Source organism: Pseudoxanthomonas kaohsiungensis (assembly GCF_010211765.1).
Classification (GTDB): Bacteria; Pseudomonadota; Gammaproteobacteria; order Xanthomonadales; family Xanthomonadaceae; genus Pseudoxanthomonas; species Pseudoxanthomonas kaohsiungensis.
The window spans coordinates 65470-88247 of sequence record NZ_PDWO01000005.1 but is presented as its reverse complement, the minus strand read 5'-3'; the positions used below and the strand labels follow the sequence as shown (position 1 = coordinate 88247).

Genomic DNA, 22778 nt, shown 5'->3' with positions numbered 1-22778 from the left:
GCACTCACGCGTGCACCCGTTCGTTCACCGGCACGGCCTGCGCGGGGGCGGCGGCCGCGGCCAGCTGCGCCGCGCGCAATGCGGTGGAAACGTCGGCCACCAGGTCGGCGCAGGCCTCGATGCCGATCGACAGGCGCAGCAGGCCGTCGGAAATGCCGGCCTTGGCGCGCGCCTCCGCGCTCATGGCCGCATGGGTCATCGTGGCCGGATGCGCGACCAGGCTTTCCACGCCGCCGAGCGACTCGGCCAGGGTGAACCAGCGCAGCGAATCGACGAAGGCGCGTACCGCGCGCTCGGTGTCGCCATCCGGCCCGGCGGCCAGTTCGAAGCTGAGCATCGCACCGAAGCCGGCCTGCTGGCGCGCGGCGACCGCATGGCCCGGATGCGACTCCAGGCCCGGGAAGTACACCTTCCCGACCGCCGCATGCCCATCGAGCAGCGCGGCGATCGCCGCCGCGTTCTCCTGGTGCACGCGCATGCGCGCGTCCAGCGTGCGCAGCCCGCGCAGGGTCAGGAAGCTGTCGAACGGCGAGCCGGTCAGGCCCAGTGCATTGGCCCACCACACCAGCTGCTGGTGCAGTTCGGGATCGCGCGCGACCACGGCGCCGCCGACCACGTCGCTGTGGCCGTTGACGTACTTGGTGGTCGAGTGCAGGACCAGGTCGGCGCCGAACGCCAGCGGCTTCTGCAGCGCCGGCGACAGGAACGTGTTGTCGACCACGGCCAGCGCACCGGCGCGGTGCGCGGCGTCGATCACCAGGCGCAGGTCGGTGATGCGCAGAAGCGGGTTGGACGGCGTCTCCACCAGCACCAGCTTCGGCGACTGGCCCAGCGCGTCGGCCAGCGAACGCGGATCGGTGAGGTCGGCGGTGATCAGCTCGAAGTGGCCCTTGGCGGCCAGCGCGTTGAACAGGCGCCAGCTGCCGCCGTAGGCGTCGTGCGGCACCACCAGGCGATCCCCCGGCTGCAGCAGCGCATGCAGCACCAGGGTGATCGCGCCCATCCCCGTGGCGGTGACCACGCCGCCCGCGCCGCCCTCCAGTTCCGCGAGGGCCTCGCCCAGCAGGTCGCGGGTCGGGTTGCCGCTACGGGTGTAGTCGTACTGGCGCTTGTTGCCGAAGCCATCGAAGCTGAAATTGCTCGACAGCACGATCGGCGGCGTTACGGCCCCGTAGGCGGCGTCGCGGTCGATGCCTGCGCGCACCGCGGCGGTGGCCGGGCTGCAACCGGCGTTGATATCGGCGGCGGGGATGTTCTGGCTCACGTGGCGGCTCCGGTGCCGCGCAGGACGGCGGCGAGAATGAGGTCGATGCGGTCGGTTTCTTTCAGGAAGGCGTCGTGCCCGTACGGCGAGCGCAGCACGCGCAGTTGGCCGCGCCCGGCCAGGCCCTCGACCAGGTTCACCGAGTCGGCGAGAGGCACCAGGCGGTCGCCTTCCACCGCCACCACGCTGACCGGCACGGATACGCTGGCGGGATCGAGGCGGTGCAGGTCGATCGATTCGGACAGGCGCAGGTAGGCGGTGACCGGCGTGCGCGCCACGTACTGCGCACCGGCGGCGTCGAGGTAGTCCTCGGCGGCGCAGCGCACGCGGCCGTTGACGATTTCAGGCGCGCTGTCGAAGCGTTCGCCGAATTCCTCCGGCGTGCGGTAGCTCAGCATCGCGAACTGGCGCGCCAGCGCCAGGCCCTGCGCGTCGGCGCACTGCAGCTGGCCCAGGGCGACCGCACGGCGCTGCAGCGCGCGCCAGGCCGAGGCGTAGGGATGCGGCCGGTGCGCGCCGCTGACCGCGACCAGCCTCTGCAGCCGCTGCGGATGGCGCGCGGCGAACTGCAGGCCGACCATGGCGCCATAGGAATAGCCGACGAAGGCCTGCAGTTGCCCGATTTCCAGTGCATCGAGCAGCACGGCGATGGCGTCGGCCTGGTCGGTGGTGTCGATCGGCGCATCCAGCCGGCCATCGGCACCCACGTAGTCGAAGGCGACGACCCGATGGCTGGCCGGGTCCAGCGTGCGCCCGGGGGCGACCAGCGCATTGGCCCAGCCCGGTTCGGCGAAGCTGTCGCTGGCCGAGACGTGACGGTGCGCGGAAATGCCGCCGGCGACGAAGACCGCCGGCGCCGAGGCGGGGCCGTGGATTTCGTAACGCAGGACCGCCTGGCGCACGCCGGCGTGGCGCATCGGCAATGCCACCGCGATCTCGCCGCGCACGGCGGACGGCGGGGAGTCGCCACCGGCGGCGACCGGTGCGGTCGGTGTATCGGGCTGCAGTGGGGCGTTCACGAGGCTCATGGCGATGTCCGGGAGGAACTCGCCATCGAGCTCTTTGCGGAGCCCGCGTTCGCCGTGCATGGCGCACGGGTCGAACCATCTTCCGGCAGACGCGAAGGTCCCCGCAGGATTTGGCACCACGCAGGCGCTTGCGCGTCTGCTGGCTGCCCCGGCATCAAAGGGCCTGTCCCTCCGCCGGTCTCGATGGCGGGGCCAGAGTGCCACCGGCCCCGACGGGTGTCAATCGTTTCATCCGGATAGAGCGATGGCTCACGCCTTCACCTTCCCGCCCGGTCTGCCGATAATCGTTGCCTATGCTCTCCCTCCCCCGTTTCCTCCGGGCCGTCGCAATCGCGGTTGCGACCTGCTCGGCCCCCTGCCTCGCTGCCAGCCCGGGCGCAGCCCCCCCATCCGCGGTCGTCCGCGAAGCCTGGACCTCCGCGCCCGTGGAGGGCGAAGAGCTGGACTCGCTTGCCGCGTGGCAGCCCGCCGCCGGGCGTCCCTGGCTGATCGCCAGCGCCAAGGAAGGCCAGCGCCTGGTGCTGTTCGACGCCGACAGCGGCGTGCGCATCGGCGCGTCCGGCGGACCGGGCGACGGCCCCGGCCAGTTCCGCCGGCCCAATGGCGTGGCCGTATCCGGCGACCTGCTGTTCGTGGTCGAGCGCGACCGCCACCGCGTCCAGGTGCTGCACCTCCCCGACTTCCGCGCCTTGGGCCATTTCGGGCGCGACGAGCTGGAATTGCCCTATGGCATCTGGGTGGATGCTTCGTCCGCGGACGGGATGACCGCCTACGTGACCGACAGTTTCATGGCCGATTTCGCTACCGCGCAACTGCCGCCACGCGAGCGGCTGGCCGAGCGGGTCAGGCGCTACCGGGTCTCGGTGGACAGCGGTGGCCGCCTGCAGGCGCAGTACCTGGGCGCATTCGGCGACACCGGCGAGGCGGGGGCGCTGCGCATGGTCGAGTCGATCGCGGGCGATCCGGCGCATGGACGTCTGCTCATCGCCGAGGAGGACAACCGGGTCGGCTCCACGCTTCGCGAATACTCGATGGACGGCCGTTTCCTCGGCCGCAACCTGCCCCCGTTCGAGGACGACGCCGAAGGCGTGGTGCTCTGGCCATGCGGCGACCGCTCGGGCTACTGGATCGCGGTGGACCAGCTGTCGCCGACCCGCTTCCGCCTGTTCGACCGCATCAGCCTGGCTCCCGCCGGCAGCTTCACCGGTACCCGGACCACGCTGACCGACGGCGTCGCGCTGCGCGCGGACGCGTCGGCGCGCTTCCCGCACGGCGTGCTCTATGCACTGCACGACGACCACGCGGTATCGGCGTTCGACCTGGGCGACGTCGCCCGCCGGCTGCGGCTGTCCCGCGCCTGCCGCCGATGAACCGCGGTCGCGCCGGCTCGATCGCCTGGCTGGCCCTCGTCGCGCTGGCGCTGCCGCCACCGGCCGAAGCGGCGCGGTTCTGGCGATGGAAGGACGGCCAGGGCACGACCATCTACGGCGACCGGCCGCCGGCCGATCCGGCCGCCGACGCGCGCAGCGGGACCTTCCGCCGCCCGCCCGGCGACCCGGTGGTGCTGCACGTGCGCGATCGCGGCAGCCACTACGAGATCACCGCCTTCAACAGCGCGCCGGGCCCGGTGCAGGTGCAGCTGGACCTGGCCCGGGCCGACAACGTCAGGCCGGTGCCGGCGCTGCCGGCAAGCCAGGTGGTCCCGGCGGGCGGGAGCGTGGTGGTCGCGCGGATCTACCCGGTCGATCCGCGCCTGCCCAACGCGTTCGAAGCGAACATGCTGCAGCTGCCCGGCGATCCGCGGGCGCGCCCGCTGGACTTCGAATACCGCGTGCCGTTCGACTACGGCCGGGTGCGGGTGGACCAGGGCTTCGGTGGACGCTTCAGCCACAGCGACGCGCAGAACTTCTACGCGATCGACTTCGCCCTGCCGGAAGGCACGCCCGTGCTGGCGGCCCGGGGCGGCACGGTGATGCAGGTCGAGTCCGACTTCCAGCGCGCCGGGCTGGACCGGGAGCATTACGGGGGCCGCGCCAACTTCATACGCATCCTCCACGAGGACGGCAGCATGGCCCTGTACGCGCACCTCAAGCCGGAAGGGGTGGAGGTGCGGGTCGGACAGCAGGTCCGGCAGGGCCAGCGCATCGCGCTCTCGGGCAATACCGGCTACAGCACCGCGCCGCACCTGCATTTCGCGGTCCAGGCCAACGGCGGGATGCGCCTGGAAGCGATTCCCTTCCGGATGTTCGGTGCGCTGGGCGAGCTGAAGTTCGCCCGCGAGGACCCGGCCCCGCCACGTTGAGCCGGGTCGGGGCCGGATCGGGCCTGCCGGGCCGGTATAATCCCGCGTTTCCGCATCCCACCCGCGCCGCCTGGCGCACGCCCCCATGTCCGAAGTCCCAAACGAAGCCGCGCGCCGGCGCACCTTCGCGATCATCTCGCACCCCGATGCCGGCAAGACCACGCTGACCGAAAAGCTGCTGCTGTTCGGCGGCGCGATCCAGATGGCCGGCTCGGTCAAGGGCCGCAAGGCGGCCCGCCACGCGACCTCGGACTGGATGGCGCTGGAGAAGGAGCGCGGCATCTCGGTGACCAGCTCGGTGATGCAGTTCCCGTACGAGGGCCGGATCGTCAACCTGCTCGACACCCCCGGCCATGCCGATTTCGGCGAGGACACCTACCGCGTGCTCACCGCGGTCGACTCGGCGCTGATGGTCATCGACGTGGCCAAGGGCGTGGAGGAGCGCACGATCAAGCTGATGGAGGTGTGCCGCCTGCGCGACACGCCGATCATGACCTTCATCAACAAGCTCGACCGCGAGGGCAAGGACCCGATCGACCTGCTGGACGAGGTCGAGACCGTGCTGGGCATCCAGTGCGCACCGGTGACCTGGCCGATCGGCATGGGCCAGCGCCTGAAGGGCGTGGTCCACCTGGTCAGCGGCGAGGTCCACCTGTACGAGCCGGGACGCAACTTCACCCGCCAGGACTCCACGATCTTCCCGTCGCTGGACGCGCCCGGACTGGAGGATAAGATCGGCGCGCAGATGCTGGCCCAGCTGCGCGAGGAGCTGGAGCTGGTGCAAGGCGCCAGCCATCCGTTCGACAAGGACGCCTACCTGCGCGGCGAGCAGACCCCGGTGTTCTTCGGCTCGGGCGTGAACAACTTCGGCGTGCAACCGCTGCTGGACTTCTTCGTCGAGCACGCGCCGCCGCCGCAGGCCCGCGCGACCACCGGCCGCAAGGTCGCCCCGCAGGAAAACAAGCTCACCGGATTCGTGTTCAAGATCCAGGCCAACATGGACCCGCAGCACCGCGACCGGGTGGCGTTCATGCGCGTGTGCTCCGGACGGTTCGCCGCCGGCATGAAGGCCTTCCACGTGCGCAGCGGCAAGGAAGTGAAGCTGGCCAATGCGCTGACGTTCATGGCGTCCGACCGCGAGATCGCGGCCGAGGCGTTCCCGGGCGACGTGATCGGCATCCACAACCACGGCACGATCTCCATCGGCGACACCTTCACCGAAGGCGAATCGCTGTCGTTCACCGGCATCCCGAACTTCGCCCCGGAACTGTTCCGCCGTGCACGCCTGCGCGACCCGCTCAAGCTCAAGCAGCTGCAGAAGGGCCTGGCCCAGCTCTCGGAGGAAGGCGCGACCCAGTTCTTCCGCCCGCTGATGAGCAACGACCTGATCCTCGGCGCGGTCGGCGTGCTGCAGTTCGACGTGGTCGCCTACCGGCTCAAGGACGAATACGGCGTGGACGCCACGTTCGAGCCGGTCGGCGTGGCCACGGCGCGCTGGATCCAGTGCAACGACGCGAAGAAGCTGGAGGAGTTCCGCGAGAAGAACGCGATGAACCTGGCGATCGACGCCGCCGGCGAACTGGTCTACCTGGCGCCCACCCGGGTCAACCTGCAACTGGCGCAGGAGCGCGCGCCGGGCGTGACCTTCAACGCCACCCGCGAGCACGCGCACAGCGTGGCGGTCGACTGAACTCCGGCGCGGCCGCCCGGCGGCCGCTTCCGTTGCCGGCGTTCCATTCCAGATCGTGGCGGTGCGTACAGATGCATGCCCGCCGGGCATGCAGTAAGTTTCGGCGCATGCCGGCCGCCCCCTCCCCCGCCGCGCACCATGTGCGCCACGAGATCGCCAACGCCCTGACCCATGGCCTGGGCGCCGCCGCCGCGCTGGCCGGCGGCGCGGTGCTGATCACGCTGGCGGCCATTTACGGCGACGGCTGGCAGCTGGCCGGCGCGATCGTCTTCGGCGTCGCCCTGCTGCTGCTCTACACCGCCTCCACGCTCTATCACGCGATCCAGCATCCGGTCGTCAAGGGACGGCTGAAGGTCTTCGACCACTGCGCGATCTACCTGCTGATCGCCGGCACCTACACGCCTTTCACGCTGATCGGCCTGCGCGGCCCCTGGGGCTGGGGGCTGTTCGCGGCGATCTGGACGCTGGCGCTGGCCGGAGTGGTGTTCAAGCTGTTCTACACCGGCCGTTTCCCGCGCCTGTCCACCGCCATCTACATCGCCATGGGCTGGCTGGTGGTGGTGGCGATGAAGCCGATGATCGAGGCGATCGACGCCTGGACGCTGGGCTGGCTGCTGGCCGGCGGCGTCTTCTACACGCTGGGCACCTACTTCTACCACCGCGAATCGATCCGCTATTCGCACGCGATCTGGCACCTGTTCGTGATCGCCGGCAGCGTCTGCCACTTCGTCGCGGTCAGTGCGCAGGTGCTCACCCCGCGGCTGCAGCACGGGTTCGGCTGACCCGTCGACGCGTGGTCCAAGGGCGGCTGAACCGCCGGCACCGCACGTTCGCGCGACGTGCACGCCGGTCCTGCCGATACTGGTCGCATGAATGCGCCGGAGCCCTCGTCCAAGCCGCCACGCACGCAGCGCCTGCGCCACTGGCGACCCTCGCGCACGACGCGCTTCGTGCTCGGCGCGCTGGGCATGGCATTGCTGCTCCTGCTGGTGTTCTTCGACTGGAACTGGTTCAAGGGACCGCTCGAGCGTGCCGTCAGCAGCGCCACCGGGCGCGAGTTCCGCATCGATGGCGACCTGGACGTCGACCTGGGCCGCACCATCACCGTTTCCGCCGACGGGGTGCGCCTTTCCAACGCCTCGTGGTCGAAGCAGGCGCGCATGGGCAGCGCCGACCGGGTGGAAATCGACATCGCGCCGCTGCCGCTGCTGGCGCTGCGCCTGCGGATGAAGGAAGTGCGCGCCACCCGCCCCGACCTGTGGCTCGAGACCGCGCCTGATGGCAGCGGAGGAAACTGGGAGTTCGGTGCACGCGACGACAACGAGGCGACGCCGCGCTGGCGCCTGGAACGACTGTGGATCGACCAGGGCCGGCTGCGTTTCACCGACGCGGCCGAGAAGACCGACATCGACATCGTCCTGGCGAGCGTGGCGCCTGGCGCTGGTGCGCGTGCGGATGCGTCGGCGCCGGTCGCGGTGGCAGGCAAGGGCCACTGGCGCGGCGCCGCGTTCCGGCTGGAAGGCCAGGCCGCCTCGCCGCTGGCCCTGGCCGACACCGACACGCCCTACCGGATCGACCTGGACGCCAGCGCAGGCGCCACCCGCGCCAGCGCCAGCGGCACCCTGACCAACCCGTTCCGCTTCCAGACGTTCGACGTGCAGATGCGCCTGCAGGGCCAGGACCTGGAAGACCTCTACCCGCTGCTCGGGCTGGCGCTGCCGCCCTCGCCGCCGTACCGCCTCGATGGCCGCCTGCGCCGCAATGGCGACGTCTGGCGTTACGAGGGATTCAAGGGCACGGTCGGCGACAGCGACCTGGCCGGCGACGTGCAGGTGGACGTGTCGGGCAAGCGGCCCATGTTCACCGCGCAGCTGCTTTCGCGGCGCCTGGATTTCGACGACCTCGCCGGCTTCCTCGGCGCCCCGCCGTCGACCGGCGGCGAGGAAACCGCCAACGCGCAGCAGAAGAAGCAGGCCGCGCAGCGCGCCGCCAGCCCGCGCCTGCTCCCCGACACGCCCTACGACCTGGCCAAGCTCAACGCGATGGATGCCGACGTGCGCTGGCGCGCGCAGAAGATCCATGCGCCCAAGCTGCCGATGATCGACGACATGGACGCCCACCTGCGGCTGGACGCGGGCCTGCTGCGGCTGGAACCGCTGAACTTCGGCGTCGCCGGCGGCGACGTGCGGTCCACCATCCGCATGGACGCGCGCAGCGAGCCGATCGATACGCGCGCGCAGATCAGCGTGCGCGGGGTCGAGCTGCCCCGGCTGTTCGCGCAATCCGAGCTCGCGCAGGGCGCGATCGGCCGCATCGGCGGCGACATTCAGCTGCACGGGCGTGGCAACTCGGTGGCCGCCATCCTCGGCAGCGCCGACGGCGAGGTCGCCCTGGGCATGGGCCGCGGCCGGATCAGCAACCTGATCATGGAGCTGGCCGGACTGGACATCGCCGAATCGCTCAAGTTCCTGCTCACCGACGACCGCCAGGTGCCGATCCGCTGCGCGTTCGCCGACTTCGGCGTACAGGACGGCGTGATGACCTCGCGCGCCCTCGCGTTCGACAGCACCGACACGATCATCGTCGGCGAGGGCACGGTGGACCTGGGCGACGAAAGCCTGGACCTGCTGCTGCGGCCCCGACCCAAGGACCGCAGCATCCTCTCGCTGCGCTCGCCGCTGCGGGTCGGCGGCACGTTCAAGGACCCCTCGTTCCGTCCCGACCTGGCGGCGCTGGGCGTGCGCGGCGCGATCGCACTGGCGCTGGGCAGCATCACTCCACCGGCGGCGCTGCTGGCCACGTTCGAGACCGGCCCGGGCGAAGACAGCGACTGCGGCGGCCAGTACGCGCGCTGAGCCCGAGGGGTCGGTTGCGCGCTCCGCCAGGATGCGTGGCCCGGCGATCCGCGGGCTGCCACGCCGCCGGCGAGAGCCCGCCTCGCGTCAACCGGCGATGTAGCGCTGCAGCTGTTCCAGCTCCAGCTGCTGGTCGGCGATCACCGCCTTGACCAGGTCGCCGATGGAGATCACGCCGACCACCTGCCCGCCTTCGACCACCGGCAGGTGGCGGATGCGCCGCTCGGTCATCAGCTGCATGCAGGCGGTCACCGGCGTGTCCGGGCCGACCGTGACCACCTGCGCGGTCATGATCGCGCTGGCCGGCGTGTCGGCCGACGAGCGCCCCTGCAGGACGACCTTCCTCGCGTAGTCGCGCTCGGACAGGATCCCGGCGAGCGTCTCCCCGCGCAGGACCAGCACCGCGCCGATCGACTTGTCGGCCATCAGCCGGATCGCCTCGACCACGGGCGCCTCCGGCGCCACCGCGAAGACTTCAGCCGGCTTGTCGGCCAGCAGTTGACGTACCGTGCGCATGGGCGCCTCCGTCAGCGGGTTGCTCCTGCGCGAAGGATACTCCTGCCGCCGCCGGATGCCACGCATCCACCAGGTAGAGCGGTCGCTGCTTGGCCTCGTCGTAGAGGCGGCCCAGGTACTCGCCGATCAGGCCCAGCGCGATCAGCTGCACGCCGCCCAGGAACAGGATGACCACCATCATGGTCGGCCAGCCCGCGACCCGGTCGCCCCAGACCAGGGTCTTGGCCATGATCGCCACGCCGCCGACGAACGCCGCCAGCGCGCTGAGCAGGCCGATGTAGGTGGCCACGCGCAACGGTGCGGTGGAGAAGCTGGTGATGCCCTCGAGGGCGAAGTTCCACAGCCGCCAGAGACCGAACTTGCTGCGGCCCGCCAGCCGTGGCGAGCGCCGGTACGGCAGGGCGACGCGACGGAAGCCGATCCAGCCGAACAGGCCCTTCATGAAGCGGTGCCGCTCGCGCAGCTGGCGCAAGGCCGCCAGCGCGCGCGGCGAAAGCAGCCGGTAGTCGCCGGTGTCGGCCGGCACCGGCGTGGGCGAAAGGCGGCCGATCAGGCGATAGAACACCGCGGCCGCGCCGCGCCGGACCCAGCCGTCGCCTTCGCGTTCGATCCGGGTGCCATAGACGTCGTCCCAGCCCTCGCGCCAGCGCGCGACGAACTCGGGGATCAGCTCGGGCGGATCCTGGCCATCGGCATCGAGGATCATCGCCGCCCCCTGCCCGACCCGGTCCAGCCCGGCGGTCAGCGCCGCCTCCTTGCCGAAGTTGCGGGACAGCCGCAGCAGTGCGACCTGCGGGTCGCTGGCGGCCAGGTCCTGCAGGACGCGCCAGGTGTCGTCGCGGCTGCCATCGTCCACGTACAGCACGCCGGCCTGCAGGCCGGCGATCCCGGCCAGCGCGGCGCGGATCCGCGGATGCAGCAGCGGCAGCGCCTCGGCCTCGTTGCAGGCGGCCACCACCACGGTGAGACGATCGTGTCGCGGGTTGTCCATGCGCCGATGGTACGGGACGCGCGTGACCGGCGGCCAAGCCGCCACCGCTAGTCCAGCTGCTCCAGGTATTCGCTTCCGCCCAGCTGGCGCATCTGCCGCTGGATCCAGCCGGCACGCCGCTGCACGTAGGGCCCGGGGCGGCTCGCGCTGTAGCGCCGTGGCGAGGGCAGCACGGCCGCCAGCCGCGCGCTCTCGGCCGCGGAAAGCCTGGCCGCGTCCTTGCGCCAATAGCTGCGGGCGGCGGCCTGCGCGCCGTAGATGCCGTCGCCGAACTCGGCCACGTTGACGTAGACCGCCAGGATCCGGTGCTTGGGCCACATCAGTTCGATCAGCAGCGTGTACCAGGCCTCCAGCCCCTTGCGCAGCCAGCTGCGTCCCTGCCAGAGGAACAGGTTCTTGGCCACCTGCTGGCTGATCGTGCTGCCCCCGCGCACACGCTTGCCGCGCGCGTTGTGGTCGAGCGCCTTCTCGATCGCCTTGAGGTCGAAGCCGGAATGGCTGGCGAAGTTCTGGTCCTCGGCCGCGATCACCGCCATCGGCAGGTAACGGGAAATGTCCTCCAGGTCGCGCCAGTCGTAGGCGACCCGGAAGCCCCAGTCCCCCTGGCGCCAGGCTTCGCCCTGCCGGGCCAGCATGAAGGCCGAAGTCGGCGGATCGACGAAGCGCAGCACGGCCACCTGCAGCGCCGACAGGGCCACGAACAGCAGGGGGACCCAGAGCAGCCATCGCCACGGGCTCCGCCTGCGCTTGCCGGTCGCGTTTTCGATGGCCCGCCCCCTGTCTGTCGACCTCGGCGGGAATGATAATGCGCCAGCCCACCCGCCCGGCACACGCCATGAACAGTCGTCCGCCCTTACCGCTGGCCAACCTCGTCGCCGAGGCAGAATCGCTGACCCGCGCCGGGCGGCCGCAGGAAGCCCATGGCCTTTGGGAGCGGATCCTAGCCATCGACCCGGCGCATGCCACCGCGCTCAACCAGCTGGGGGCCCTGACCCTGGCGCACGGCGACCTGGACCTGGCCGAGTCCTATCTGGAGCGGGCCGTGGCGGTTTCGCCCCGTACCGCCACCACCCACGCCAGCCTGTCGCGCCTGCACGCGATCCGCGGCGACCGGGAGCGGGCGCTGGCTTCGATCGACGTCGCGATCCAGATCGACCCGACCGCCTGGGTGCCGCACGTGCAGAAGGCGCGGCTGCTGGAGGAAACGGGCCAGCTGCGCTCGGCGGGACTGCACTGGGGAAGCGCGCTCAACTACATGCCCGAAGCGGTCAGGCGGCAGCAGCACATGGAACAGACGGTGCTGCATGCCCAGGCCGCGGTACGCCGCAACCAGGAGGAACTGGCCAGCCACCTGGAGGACGGCATCGGCCCGATGCTGCAGGGGCACGACCGCCGCGAGGTGGAGCGCATGCGCCACAGCCTGGACATCCTCGCCGGTCGGCGCAGCTTCGTTACCGCCAAGCCGTTGACCCTGCCGATCCCGCGCCTGCCGGCCATCCCCTTTTTCCATCGCGAGGACTTCGACTGGGTGCCCGAGGTGGAGGCTGCCTTCCCCGACATCCTCGGCGAACTGCATGCGCTGCTCGACCAGGATGCCGGCTTCGAGCCCTACGTGCAGACACCCGAGGGCCAGCCCAAGGGCCAGTTCGCCCCCCTGGACCGCAACGTCGACTGGGGCGCCTACTTCCTCTGGAAGCACGGCCGGCGCATCGACGCGCAGGCCGACCGCTGCCCGCTGACCGAGGCTGCCATCGGCCGCGCCCCGCAGATGAAGGTGCCCGGCCGCGCCCCGGTGATCTTCTTCTCCGCGCTCAAGCCGGGCGTACACATCCCGCCGCACAATGGCGCCACCAACGCCCGGCTGACCGTCCACCTGCCGCTGATCATCCCGCCCGACTGCGCCCTGCGGGTGGGCGAGGAAACCCATGTCTGGGAGCCGGGCCGGCTGGTCCTGTTCGACGACACCATCCGCCACGAAGCCTGGAACTCCAGCGACAGGCTGCGCGTGGTCCTGATCTTCGACGTCTGGCACCCCATGCTGACCGCGCTCGAACGCGAACTGGTGGTCGCGATGACCGGGAGCCTGATGTCGTTCTATGGCGCCAATGCCGACCTGGGTGAACTGTGAACCTGCCTGATTCCGACCACGACCTGCTGACCCGCTTCCTGCTGCCGCACGCCGGCGTCCGCGGCGTCCATGTGCGCCTGCATGGCAGCTGGCAGGAGCTGCTCTCGCACGCCAGCTATCCGCCGGCCGCCACGCGCCTGCTCGGCGAAGCCTGCGCGGCGGCGGCCATGCTGACCGCGCACGTCAAGGTGGAAGGCCGACTGTCGCTGCAGTTGCGCGCCGATACGCAGCTCAAGCTGCTGTTCGCGGAGTGCACGGCGGCAGGCACCGTGCGCGGCATCGCCCAGCTCGAGGACGGCTCGGACGCCCCGGCCGACCTGCAGCGGCTGGTGAACCCGGTGCTGGCGATCACCATCGAGAATCCCGGCCTGGATCCGCGCGAGCCGCTGCGCTACCAGAGCCTGGTGGAGCTGGCGTCGGGGGCGCTGGACGAAGTCCTGGAAGACTACTTCCGCCAGTCCGAACAGCTGCCCAGCCGCCTGCTGCTGGTCGCCGACGGCGCTCACGCCTGCGGGCTGATGCTGCAGAAGCTGCCCGGCGACGAGGGCGACGACGACGGCTGGGCCCGGGCGGGGGCGCTGTTCGACACCCTGTCGCCGGAGGAGCTGGCCGCCACCCCGGGCCCGGCGCTGCTGCACCGGCTGTTCCACGAGGAGGCGCCGGAAGTGATGTTGCAGAAGGGGCTGGCGTTCCAGTGCTCCTGCTCGCGCGAGCGGGTCGCGGCCATGCTCCAGTCGCTAGGCGAGGAGGAGGCCCTCGCCGCGGCACGAGATGGCGAAGTTGAGATCCAGTGCGGGTTTTGCGGCCGTTTCTATCACTTCCCTTTGGCGGAAATCGGCGTATTGTTCGGGCTGCCGCCGGCCAATGTGCCGGCGCCGGACCGGTTGCAGTAATCGGTTACGCAGGCAACGGGTCAGGCGTTCCCGGGGAGGGCCACGACTTGTTAACCAATCGTAAATCCCATACGATGCGATTCCCTGCCGCACGGGAACTGCCGTGCCGTCGAGGTGTCTGAGAGCAGACCATGAAACTGCGCCGCCTGCCCCTGCTGGCTGTCCTGCTGACCGCGCTCTGCGCGGCGCCGGGAGCCTACGCGCAGAGCAAGCCGGCACCTGGTAGCGACAGGCAGACCGTCCTCCCCGTCTGGAACAAGGGCAGCGGCAAGGTCGAGGCCGTCCTGTTGCTGGAGCCCACCGGCCAGGCCGGCCCGGGAGCCCGCTGGCGCTTCGGCAACAACTCGCTGGATGCCGCATTCGGCCTGGGCGCAGGCGACTCGCTGGGGCTGCTGTGCAGCGGCTCCGGCGGCGCTGACATCAACAGCCTTGCCAGCCACTGCCTGCTCGCCAGCCTCGGGGCGGACAATCCGGCCAGCAGCCCCGCTCGCCGCCTGACGGCGACCACGGCGATCAGCCGGCAGGGCAACCGTTTCGGCCTGACTGCCGGCAACACCCAGGGCGCCACGCTGCCTGCGTGGCTCAATACCGAAGGTGGAGCCGCATCGCTGGCCCACGCCGGCAGCGTCGAACAGAACGACCTGCAGGTGTTCGGCCAGAAGAGCATCGGCGCCGAGGCGTATGTCTCCATCGCCGGCACCTATGCCCGTGCCAGGCTGGTCCCCCTGGCCGACGCCGGCCCGGGCCTGGTCGACCAGTGGAACAGCAAGAGCCTGAGCGTAGGCGGCGGCTACGGCGCCTTCGGCGCCAGCGTCATCGGCCGCGTGGTGGATGTGCCGGGCCAGCCCGGCAAGTGGGAAGGCCTGGGCCTGGGCCTGACCTGGCGCACGCCGTGGAGCGGCCAGCTCACGGTCGGTGCGGAAAATGTCGTCACCCGCGGCAAGAACCCCTTCTCGCCGACCAATGGCGACTCGGACGAGGGCACCGTGCCCTACGTCCGCTACGAACAGGGCCTCTGATCCAACTCACCGGCGCGTCCGCGCATGGCCCGACGTGAGATAGGGTCGCATACAGCTCCAATGCCTGCCCGCTTCACGGTCGTCTCCTCCGCTTTGGCCTTGACCAGCTCGAGATCCGCCGCGTTCGGACCGATGCCGATGCGCGGCTTGTCGCTGCAAGGGAGCTTGTCGCCGCAAGGGAGGCTGTGGCGATCAGCCTGAGGAGCATCACCACTACGTACGCCAGCAGACGCACCTGATGCCGCACCCGCAGGTTTCGTTGTTGCTTCCGATCCTGAGCCCCTAGGGGCGGCTCGCCCCGCGCCCGTGCCAGCAGGTGCAACGACTGATCGCGTTCGCCGGCCTGCCATGGGATCTAGGCTAACTGGAGTTCCACCGCACGGATCGTGGCGAGACGCCGACCCGATGGCAGGTCAAGCAGCGGGGTACAGGCGCTCGATCGGGCGCTGGCGCAACCACGGACCCGAGCTCGGCCCACTGCTCGGGGTACTCGTGGCCGACGCCTACGCGATGACGCCCTCATCGGCGTCCGAGGGAGCGCAAACGAGCGACCAGGCCACCACGCCCTCGGCCTGACGCAGCTCACTGCAGTCCACCGCCTGGCCGGGCCGGGCGGAAAGAAGGCGTTCTCTCAGATCCTCGAGCTGCGCTGCATCCAGCGCGTGGGACACCATCTCCGCGGTGCGCAGGCGCGCACGCGCTAGCTCGCCCGCGTAGGCATCCAGCGACTGCAACGTCGCCTCGGCGCCTGCGGCGGGCACGCGGGCGACCAACCCGTGCACCGCCTGGCGCGCCTCCAGGAGGAGATCCGGCGCAGTCGACTGCTGCGCCCGCTCGGCGAGGGCCTGCATGGCCGCGTTGTAACGCGCGCGCGCGCGCGCGGCGCGCTCGGCCTCGCCGGCGGGAATACCGGCCCTTGCCTGCGCCAGCCAGGGGATCACCCCGCGTGCCGCCTCGACAAGACCGTCATCGCCCGCCAGCCACCCATGGTGCTCGAGCTCCTCGCGGCCCACGGCCACCAGCACCGAACCGGCATGGTGCATGACCAGGGCGATCGGCGCGCGCGGGCGCAGCACCCGCAGGCACTCGGCCAGCGCGGGCGCGCGCCGGGCATATTCGAAGCCGAACTGGCTCATCGCACCATCGAAGGAAGCATCGGCGAACGGCAGCGCTTCCAGGCGCACCGACCGGTGGAAGCGCACGCCCCGGTGCAGCGAAGGCGAATGCCATGCAGGCGCGACATCGGCCAGATCCACCGCATCGATGTCGGCGGCGTCCTTGTGCAACTCCCACACCAGCCGCGGCAGCGGCCCATTGCCGGTGGCCAGGTCCAGCAGCCTGGCCGGCGGCGGAAGCCGTTCGAGGAACGTGCGCCAGAACTGCGCGATCGCTCCCCCGTAGTTGTCCTGGTCGCCAGAGGCGCACGAATGCAGCCGTCCGCTGGACCAGTAGGAGGACCACGCCTCGCGCCGTTCGTTGTCTTCGCCCGGGCCCATCACCGTCTCCAGGAAATCCGCCGGACAGCATGGCAACCGGGGGCGGCGCTGCCAAGTCGCGCTCCGTCGCTAGCCAGCCCGGAAAAAAAGAAGGCCCCGTTTCCGGGGCCTTCCAGGTACTACGTCAAGCTTGGATCAGAACGTCTGGGTGTAACGCAGGTACACAGTGCGGCCGTAGGCGTCGTACAGGTAGAAGTTCCACGGACGGCCGTCGAACGGCACCAGCTCCGGGTAACGGTCGCCGACGTTGGTGGCACCCACCGCGATCTTGCCGTTCCACGGCGCCGACCAGGCCACCTGGACATCGTTGGTGGCATAGCCGCCGACGTTCGAGTCGGAGTCGGACTGGCCTTCGATGTAATTCACGTTCCAGGTGAAGTTCCAGTCGCCGTAGGCCCAGTCGTTGGCCAGGTTGGCGCGCAGCTCCGGATAACCCGGCAGGCCGGCGTATTCGATGACGATGTTCTGCGGGGTCGTCACATCATACTTGTTGATCCACGAGACGGTCAGGCGGTTCTGCAGGCGGCCGGCGGTACCGAAGTCGAAGTCGGTATTAGCGCGGAAGTCCAGGCCGTCGGTCTTCAGGTCACCCGCGTTGGCGTAGCCAGCGGTAATCTCGACGATCGAGTTGCCGTTGGCTGGATCGCGGATGATCTCCATGCCGGCCGGGATCGGACCGTAGGTACCCGGGTCGTTATCCGAGTTGATGATGTCCTGGGCGCCGATCTGCGAGATCGTGTCCTCAACCGTGATGTTGTAGTAGTCCAGGCTCAGGTCCAGCCAGTCGACCGGGTCATACACCACGCCGATGCTGTACTGGTCGGACTGCTCCGAAGCCAGCGACGGGTTGGCGATGAAGTAGGTGTCGACCTGCAGCTGGCAGGTCGCCGGCTGGTTGACCGCGGCGCAGGTACGCGGATCGTTGACCGGCTCGGCCGAGAACGACGGTGCCTGGGTCAGGATGTCCAGACCGGGGGCACGGAAGCCCTGGCCCCACGACGCGCGGAAGGTCAGGTTGTCGAGCGGCTGCCAGCGGGCGGCGATCTTCGGCGAGAAGTCGTTGCCGTAGTCGCTGTACTTGTCGTAGCGGCCGGCGAGGGTGATGTCGAACGCGCTGGTGAACGGCAGCAGCCACTCGAAGTAGGCCGAGGTCACGTCGCGGCTACCGGCCGAGGCGCCACCCGACGAGCCCAGCACAACGCCCGCCTGCGACAGCGAGTCGTACAGGTCCTGGAAGCGGTCTTCGCGGTATTCGGCGCCGACCACCGCGTTGGAGATGCCGCCGCCCATTTCGAACAGGTCGAAGTTGACGCTGCCGAAGTACTCGGCGCTCTTGTAGAACGAGTTGCGGCCGATGGTGGCGGTGAAGCTGTTCAGCACGTCCTGCGAGGCGCCGAACGGGTCGGTAAGCAGGTAGTTGCCGGCATTGATCTGCGCCTCGGCCAAGCTCTGGATGATGTAACCGTAGCCGTTCTCGATGTACTTGTAATCGGTACGACGCGCACCGAAGTCCACGGAGATGGTGTCGGTCAGCTGGCCGGTGAAGCCCACCAGGTAATCACTGTTGGTGGTGTCAGTGTAGTTGTCGCGGTTACCGGCTGCAGCGAATCGGTGGCGATACACGGTTGCACGCCCGTCACCGTGGACGAGATCCTGCACGGTGCCTTCCGCTGCCCTGACCTGACCCGGGACCGGCGCATAACGACCAAAGGTCTCGACCTTGGTGGTGGTGGCGGTCATGTAGACCGTCCAGTCGTCGTTGATCTGATAATCACCGCGCACGAACACTGCGGTGTTCTCGACCTGGGCTTCGTTGGCCGCAACCGAGTTGAAGTCGAACGAGCACGTATTAGTGCCCGGGATCATCCAGAAACCATTCGTGCTGCAGTCGAAGCCAGGAACTGCCTGCCAGCCGTTGTTCTGGTAGTTGTTGCCATAGGTCGACACGCCCAGCTCATCGCCGCCGATCTGGTCGCGGGTGAAGACCATGCCGCGGCTGGAGTACGACGCGCCACCGATCAGGCGGCCACGGTCGCTGGAGGTGCCGAAGACGGCGGAGGCGTCTTCCAGGTCGCCACCGGTAACGGCGGTGGAGCCGAAGCCGTAGCGCAGCTCGGCGCCGTTGAAGTCCTTGCGCAGGATGACGTTGACCACGCCGCCGATCGCGTCGGAACCGTACACGGCCGACGCGCCGTCGGACAGGATCTCGATGCGCTCGACCGCGGCCAGCGGGATGGCGTTGAGGTCGGCGCCCGAGGAAGCCGACATCGGGTTGGTCGGGGCGCGGCGGCCGTCGATCAGCACCAGGGTACGACCCGAGCCCAGGCCGCGCAGGTCGACGGTGGCCAGCGACTGGGCCGAGCTGCCGGACTGCGGACGGAAGTTGCCGAAGGAGGCGAAGGTGCTGTCACGCAGCACGTCGGCGACCGACACGTCGCCGGTGGCGTCGATCGAGGCGCGGTCGATCACGATGACTGGCACGGCGCCTTCGATGTCGGCGCGCTTCAGGCGCGAGCCGGTGACTTCGATGCGATCCAGGGTGGTCGCCTCGCCTTCCTCGGCTTCCTGGGCGAAAGCGGCCGGGGCAACGACGGCGGTGGCAAGACCGGCCACCAGGCCGAAGCGCACCGCGTCGCTCAGCAGATTTCGGTTCAACTTCATCTTTCTCTCTCCAGCTTTAAAGAGGATCTCGGTGCCTGTGCCGACACCAAGGAGTGGGTTGCCGGATGGGGAGGGAGCCCGGTCCAGCTGTTCCGGACGTTATCAATTCCTTAATTTTGTCGCAAGCGCGTGTTATAGGCCCGCTTGAAACTATTTGGCACCTAGCGGTTTTCCTTTTCATTTCAAAAAGCTAGCGGCATTCGACTAGTGCCTATTCAGCTTGTGCTGCAGCCCAGCATGGTTTGCAGTGGTACCAAATGCCGCGCGTAGGTGCCCACCGCCCCAGGTAGCGGGTGTGGATCGGCTCGCGCACCTGCACCGTGCTCGCCGCGCCGACCATCCGCCCCGCGCCTTCTCGCCCATCACCTAACCTTCAGGGCGAGCCGCAGGAAGATCCGCTACTGCCGCAGCGCCTCGATCGGGTCGAGCTGGGAGGCCTTTCGCGCCGGGTAGTAGCCGAAGAACAGGCCGGTGGCCACCGAGAACGCGGCCGCCAGGGTGATGACCTTGCTGTTGAGTTCGATCGGCAGCTCGCTGTTGTACTGGCCGACCAGCAAGGCGCCGGCCACGCCGAAGGCGATGCCCAGCACGCCGCCGCCCAGCGACAGCAGCATCGCCTCGGCCAGGAACTGCCGTCGCACGTCCGACGGGCCGGCACCGACCGCCAGGCGCAGGCCGATCTCGCGGATCCGCTCCGTGACCGAGACCAGCATGATGTTCATGATGCCGATGCCGCCGACGATCAGCGAGATCGTCGCCACCGCGCCGAGCAGCCAGGACATCTGCCGGGTGGTCTGGGTGCGGGTGGCCACCAGCTGGGACACGTTGCGCACCTGGAAGTCGTCGGGGTCGCCGGGCTCGATCCGGTGCCGCTGGCGCAGCAGCGACTCCACCTCGCCCTGCACGTAGGCCAGGTCGCCGGCTTCGGCCACCGCCAGCGAGATGTCCATCACCGCCCCAGGCGGCAGTCCCATCGCGCCGAGCAGGCGCCGCCGCGCGGTATCCAGCGGCACCATCACCACGTCGTCCTGGTCGCGGCCGAAGCCGCTCATGCCCTTGGGCGCCAGCGTACCGGCCACGGTGAAGTTGGTGCGGCCGATGCGCACGGTTTCGCCCACGCCGGTGCCGCTGCCGAACAGCTCCCGGCGCACGGTCTCGCCCAGGATCACCACCTTGTCGCCGGCGTACTGCTGCGGCTCGAACGCGGCGCCGTTGGCGACCTGCCAGCCGTTGATCTGCAGGAAATCCGGCTGGATGCCCTGCCAGCTGGTCGACCAGTTGGTCTCGGCGTACACCACCTGGCTGCTGCCGCGCAGCGAGCCGGACACGTACTGCACTTCCGGGATCTCTTCGCGGATGGCCTCGACGTCGCCCTCGGTGAGGGTGAAGAAGCTGCTCGCGCTCATCCGCACGCCGCCCATGGCGCGCTGCCCCTGCGGCCCGATGTCCAGCTTCTGCGCGCCCAGCCCGGCCAGCTGCCGGTCGATCTCCGCCTGGGTGCCCTGCCCTACCGAGACCATCACGATCACCGCCGCGATGCCGATGATCACGCCCAGCGAGGTCAGCGCGCTGCGCATCCAGTTGCCGCGCAACGCGAACACCGCCGTGCGCAGGATGTCGAGGAAACTCATGCCAGCAACTCCGCATGCGAGGCTTCGTGCAGTTCGCCGTCGCGCATCACGCAGATGCGGTCGGCGTGCGCGGCCACGTGCGCGTCGTGGGTGATCAGGACCACGGTATGGCCCTCGTCGCGCAGGCGCTTGAACAGCGCCAGGATCTCCTCGCCGGTGCGGCTGTCGAGCGCGCCGGTGGGCTCGTCGGCCAGCAGCACCGGCGGGTGGTTGATCAGCGCCCGGGCAATGGCCACGCGCTGTTGCTGGCCGCCCGACAGTTCGTTGGGGCGGTGGTCCACGCGCGCGCCCAGGCCCACGGCTTCCAGCGCGGCGCGTGCCCGGTCGCGGCGCTCGTGCGGCGGCACCCGCGCATAGCCCAGCGGCATGGCCACGTTGTCCAGCGCGCTCATCCGTGGCAGCAGGTGGAAGCCCTGGAACACGAAGCCGATGGTCTCCCGCCGCAGCGCCGCCAGCGCCTCGGCGTCGAGCGTGGCCACGTCCACTCCGTTGCACAGGTACTGGCCGGTGCTGGGGGTATCCAGGCAACCGACCAGGTTCATCAGGGTCGACTTGCCCGATCCCGACGGCCCCATGATCGCGATGAACTCGCCCGGCATCACCGTCAGGTCGACATCGCGCAGCGCGACCACCTCGGCCTCGCTCCCCGGGGAATAGACCTTGCCCAACCCGCGGGTGCGGATCACCGGGACCGCATTCCCGTCCGACACCGAGGCCATGGTCATTGCACGCTCGCCCTCTCGCCGGTGACCAGCAGGTCGCCGGCCTTCACCGCGCCAGCGATTTCGGTGCTGGTTCCGTCGCTGGCGCCGACCCGCACCTGCACCGGGACGGGCTGGCCGTTCTCCAGGCGGTAGACCGTCACCCGGCGTGCGCCGGCCAGGCCCGCCAGCTGGCGCTGCACGGCCTGGCGTTGCGCATCGTCCAGGCTGGCGAGGAAGCCGGCGAAGTTCTGCTGGAAGCGTTCGAGCATGCGCTGGCGCATCTGCCCGCTGGCGCCGCCGCCCTGGCCTGCCCGCTGTATGACCATGCCCGGCGGCATCCCGCCGGCACTGCCACCGGCGCGCTGTGCGTTCTGCGCCGCCGTTTCCATCGCCTTGCGCATTTCTTCCTGGCGCGCACGCGCGGCGGCGGCATCGGCATCGAACGCGGCCTGCTGTGCCGGCGTGAGTTCCAGCGTCGCCACGAACGTCGCCAGGTCGTCGATCATCCCCGTGCCGCCGCGCAGCCCGGCGGGCGCGGCGCCGGCCGGCTGGCTGGCCGGCTTGAAGCGCAGCGCGGCGTTGGCGACCTTGAGCACGTCGTCGCGGCGGCTGACCTCGATCTCGGCGTTGACGGTCAGCCCCGGCAGCAGGGTGCCGTCGCTGTTGTCCACGGCGACCACGACCGGGTAGGTGACCACGTTGTTGGTGGTGGTCGCGGCCAGGCGCACCTGCTGCACCTGGCCGCGGAACTGGCGGTCCGGGAAGGCATCGACCGTGAAGGACACGCCCTGCCCCGGCTTGACCTGGCCGATGTCGGCCTCGTCCACGGCCAGTTCGATCTTCATCTGCGACAGGTCTTCGGCGATGGTGAACAGCTCCGGCGCCTGCAGGCTGGCGGCCACGGTCTGGCCCGGCTCGATGCTGCGGGTCAGGACCACGCCGTCGACCGGCGAACGGATCACGGTGCGCTCGAGGTTGACCCGGGTGGTCTGGGTCGAGGCGGTCTGTTGCTGGATCTGCGCGCGGGCGGCGGCGACCTGGGCATTGGCCTGGTCGAGCGCGGTGCGGGCGAGGTCGACGTCGCTGCGCGCGACCAGCTGCCGCTGCACCAGCTCGGCCTTGCGCTGGTAGTCGAGCGCGGCGTTTCGCTGGGTGGCCTGGGCCTGCTCCAGCGTGGCCCGCGCGCTGGCGATCTGCGCATTGCCCTGCGCGATCTGGGCCTCGTAGGTCTTCGGGTCGATCCGCGCCAGCACCTGGCCCTGGGTCACCCGGTCGTTGAAGTCGACCAGGATCTCGGTCACCTGGCCGGAGATCTGGCTGCCGACGGTGACCGTGGAGGTGGCGCTGAGGGTGCCGGTCGAGGAGATCGCCACCCGGATGTTGCCGCGCTCCACCATCGCGGTGCGGAACGCGCCCTCGTCGCCGGCGCTCCGCTGCTGCCTCCAGAATCCTATCCCCACGCCCAGCAGCACCAGGACGGCAATACCGGCGACGACGCGGAACAGCACGGGCCGCGATCGGCGGGCCTGCGGACGGGACGGTTGGCTCATGCGCGCATCTTGCAAAGGGGGATGCACACTCTAACGCGCGGCCTGGCGCC

18 protein-coding genes and 1 riboswitch are annotated in these 22778 nt (G+C 69.9%); of the genes, 8 read left to right on the top strand and 10 right to left on the bottom strand.

The window, feature by feature from the left end; all coding sequences use genetic code 11:
- Positions 1-4: 4 nt before the first annotated feature.
- Positions 5-1252, bottom strand: coding sequence for an O-succinylhomoserine (thiol)-lyase (locus CSC66_RS07175; protein WP_162376837.1), 1248 nt, complete (start codon positions 1250-1252; stop codon positions 5-7).
- Positions 1253-1260: 8 nt separating this feature from the next.
- Positions 1261-2292 carry a homoserine O-succinyltransferase MetX gene (gene metX / locus CSC66_RS07170; RefSeq protein WP_162376709.1) on the bottom strand — a complete coding sequence of 344 codons (1032 nt, stop codon included), beginning with the start codon at positions 2290-2292 and terminating at the stop codon, positions 1261-1263.
- A gap of 72 nt (positions 2293-2364) precedes the next feature.
- A riboswitch (SAM riboswitch) is annotated at positions 2365-2482 on the bottom strand.
- 235 nt (positions 2483-2717) lie between these two features.
- Between metX and CSC66_RS07165 the strand changes: the two genes are divergently transcribed.
- From CSC66_RS07165 to CSC66_RS07145, 5 genes are all read left to right on the top strand, one after another.
- Positions 2718-3662 carry an NHL repeat-containing protein gene (locus CSC66_RS07165; RefSeq protein WP_238394320.1) on the top strand — a complete coding sequence of 315 codons (945 nt, stop codon included), beginning with the start codon at positions 2718-2720 and terminating at the stop codon, positions 3660-3662.
- Complete coding sequence (locus CSC66_RS07160) at positions 3659-4594, top strand: M23 family metallopeptidase (protein WP_162376707.1); 936 nt, start codon at positions 3659-3661, stop codon at positions 4592-4594. The genes CSC66_RS07165 and CSC66_RS07160 overlap by 4 nt, the downstream gene beginning before the upstream one ends.
- An 85-nt stretch (positions 4595-4679) precedes the next feature.
- Entirely contained in the window at positions 4680-6284 is a 1605-nt protein-coding gene (locus CSC66_RS07155; protein WP_162376706.1) for a peptide chain release factor 3, read from the top strand.
- A 107-nt stretch (positions 6285-6391) separates the two neighbouring features.
- Entirely contained in the window at positions 6392-7066 is a 675-nt protein-coding gene (gene trhA / locus CSC66_RS07150; RefSeq protein ID WP_162376705.1) for a PAQR family membrane homeostasis protein TrhA, read from the top strand.
- 87 nt (positions 7067-7153) lie between these two features.
- Positions 7154-9139, top strand: a complete 1986-nt coding sequence (locus CSC66_RS07145; RefSeq protein WP_162376704.1) for an AsmA family protein — start codon at positions 7154-7156, stop codon at positions 9137-9139.
- Between the two features lie 87 nt (positions 9140-9226).
- Here the strand turns inward: CSC66_RS07145 and CSC66_RS07140 are convergent, their stop codons facing one another.
- Genes CSC66_RS07140 through mtgA form a run of 3 tightly spaced genes read right to left on the bottom strand, consistent with a single transcriptional unit; the run spans position 9227 to position 11413 of the window.
- The gene (locus CSC66_RS07140) at positions 9227-9655 is read right to left on the bottom strand and encodes a CBS domain-containing protein (protein WP_162376703.1); all 429 of its coding nucleotides are present in this window, start codon (positions 9653-9655) and stop codon (positions 9227-9229) included.
- Positions 9615-10646, bottom strand: coding sequence for a glycosyltransferase family 2 protein (locus tag CSC66_RS07135; protein WP_162376702.1), 1032 nt, complete (start codon positions 10644-10646; stop codon positions 9615-9617). Before CSC66_RS07135 ends, CSC66_RS07140 begins: the two co-directional genes overlap by 41 nt.
- A gap of 47 nt (positions 10647-10693) precedes the next feature.
- Entirely contained in the window at positions 10694-11413 is a 720-nt protein-coding gene (mtgA, locus tag CSC66_RS07130) for a monofunctional biosynthetic peptidoglycan transglycosylase (protein WP_162376836.1), read from the bottom strand.
- A gap of 68 nt (positions 11414-11481) precedes the next feature.
- Between mtgA and CSC66_RS07125 the strand changes: the two genes are divergently transcribed.
- The 3 genes from CSC66_RS07125 (at position 11482) to CSC66_RS07115 (ending at position 14686) form a co-directional block, all read left to right on the top strand.
- Positions 11482-12774 (top strand): aspartyl/asparaginyl beta-hydroxylase domain-containing protein, encoded by a 1293-nt coding sequence (locus CSC66_RS07125; RefSeq protein ID WP_162376701.1) that lies wholly within the window; start codon positions 11482-11484, stop codon positions 12772-12774.
- Between the two features lie 2 nt (positions 12775-12776).
- Positions 12777-13667: an Hsp33 family molecular chaperone HslO gene (gene hslO / locus CSC66_RS07120; RefSeq protein ID WP_162376835.1), complete on the top strand. Its 891-nt coding sequence runs from the start codon at positions 12777-12779 to the stop codon at positions 13665-13667.
- 131 nt (positions 13668-13798) lie between these two features.
- Positions 13799-14686 carry an XOO1806 family protein gene (locus CSC66_RS07115; protein ID WP_162376700.1) on the top strand — a complete coding sequence of 296 codons (888 nt, stop codon included), beginning with the start codon at positions 13799-13801 and terminating at the stop codon, positions 14684-14686.
- Positions 14687-15189: 503 nt separating this feature from the next.
- Here CSC66_RS07115 and CSC66_RS07110 read toward each other — a convergent pair.
- The 5 genes from CSC66_RS07110 to CSC66_RS07090 form a co-directional block, all read right to left on the bottom strand.
- The gene (locus CSC66_RS07110) at positions 15190-16182 is read right to left on the bottom strand and encodes a class I SAM-dependent methyltransferase (RefSeq protein WP_162376699.1); all 993 of its coding nucleotides are present in this window, start codon (positions 16180-16182) and stop codon (positions 15190-15192) included.
- Positions 16183-16317: 135 nt separating this feature from the next.
- Positions 16318-18843 (bottom strand): TonB-dependent receptor plug domain-containing protein, encoded by a 2526-nt coding sequence (locus CSC66_RS07105; protein WP_162376698.1) that lies wholly within the window; start codon positions 18841-18843, stop codon positions 16318-16320.
- A 398-nt stretch (positions 18844-19241) separates the two neighbouring features.
- Entirely contained in the window at positions 19242-20474 is a 1233-nt protein-coding gene (locus CSC66_RS07100; protein ID WP_162376697.1) for an ABC transporter permease, read from the bottom strand.
- Complete coding sequence (locus CSC66_RS07095) at positions 20471-21199, bottom strand: ABC transporter ATP-binding protein (RefSeq protein WP_162376696.1); 729 nt, start codon at positions 21197-21199, stop codon at positions 20471-20473. Before CSC66_RS07095 ends, CSC66_RS07100 begins: the two co-directional genes overlap by 4 nt.
- A complete protein-coding gene (locus CSC66_RS07090) occupies positions 21196-22728 on the bottom strand; it encodes an efflux RND transporter periplasmic adaptor subunit (protein WP_162376695.1) in 1533 nt (510 codons plus the stop codon). Before CSC66_RS07090 ends, CSC66_RS07095 begins: the two co-directional genes overlap by 4 nt.
- Positions 22729-22778 lie beyond the last annotated feature (50 nt).

What these genes read in the sequence shown, in the direction of transcription:
- metX (WP_162376709.1), bottom strand. Translation starts at nt 2,292, where the DNA reads ATGAGCCTCGTGAACGCCCCACTGCAGCCCGATACACCGACCGCACCG.
- CSC66_RS07160 (WP_162376707.1), top strand. Translation starts at nt 3,659, where the DNA reads ATGAACCGCGGTCGCGCCGGCTCGATCGCCTGGCTGGCCCTCGTCGCG.
- CSC66_RS07155 (WP_162376706.1), top strand. Translation starts at nt 4,680, where the DNA reads ATGTCCGAAGTCCCAAACGAAGCCGCGCGCCGGCGCACCTTCGCGATC.
- trhA (WP_162376705.1), top strand. Translation starts at nt 6,392, where the DNA reads ATGCCGGCCGCCCCCTCCCCCGCCGCGCACCATGTGCGCCACGAGATC.
- CSC66_RS07145 (WP_162376704.1), top strand. Translation starts at nt 7,154, where the DNA reads ATGAATGCGCCGGAGCCCTCGTCCAAGCCGCCACGCACGCAGCGCCTG.
- CSC66_RS07140 (WP_162376703.1), bottom strand. Translation starts at nt 9,655, where the DNA reads ATGCGCACGGTACGTCAACTGCTGGCCGACAAGCCGGCTGAAGTCTTC.
- CSC66_RS07135 (WP_162376702.1), bottom strand. Translation starts at nt 10,646, where the DNA reads ATGGACAACCCGCGACACGATCGTCTCACCGTGGTGGTGGCCGCCTGC.
- CSC66_RS07125 (WP_162376701.1), top strand. Translation starts at nt 11,482, where the DNA reads ATGAACAGTCGTCCGCCCTTACCGCTGGCCAACCTCGTCGCCGAGGCA.
- CSC66_RS07115 (WP_162376700.1), top strand. Translation starts at nt 13,799, where the DNA reads ATGAAACTGCGCCGCCTGCCCCTGCTGGCTGTCCTGCTGACCGCGCTC.
- CSC66_RS07110 (WP_162376699.1), bottom strand. Translation starts at nt 16,182, where the DNA reads ATGGGCCCGGGCGAAGACAACGAACGGCGCGAGGCGTGGTCCTCCTAC.
- CSC66_RS07105 (WP_162376698.1), bottom strand. Translation starts at nt 18,843, where the DNA reads ATGAAGTTGAACCGAAATCTGCTGAGCGACGCGGTGCGCTTCGGCCTG.
- CSC66_RS07100 (WP_162376697.1), bottom strand. Translation starts at nt 20,474, where the DNA reads ATGAGTTTCCTCGACATCCTGCGCACGGCGGTGTTCGCGTTGCGCGGC.
- CSC66_RS07095 (WP_162376696.1), bottom strand. Translation starts at nt 21,199, where the DNA reads ATGACCATGGCCTCGGTGTCGGACGGGAATGCGGTCCCGGTGATCCGC.
- CSC66_RS07090 (WP_162376695.1), bottom strand. Translation starts at nt 22,728, where the DNA reads ATGAGCCAACCGTCCCGTCCGCAGGCCCGCCGATCGCGGCCCGTGCTG.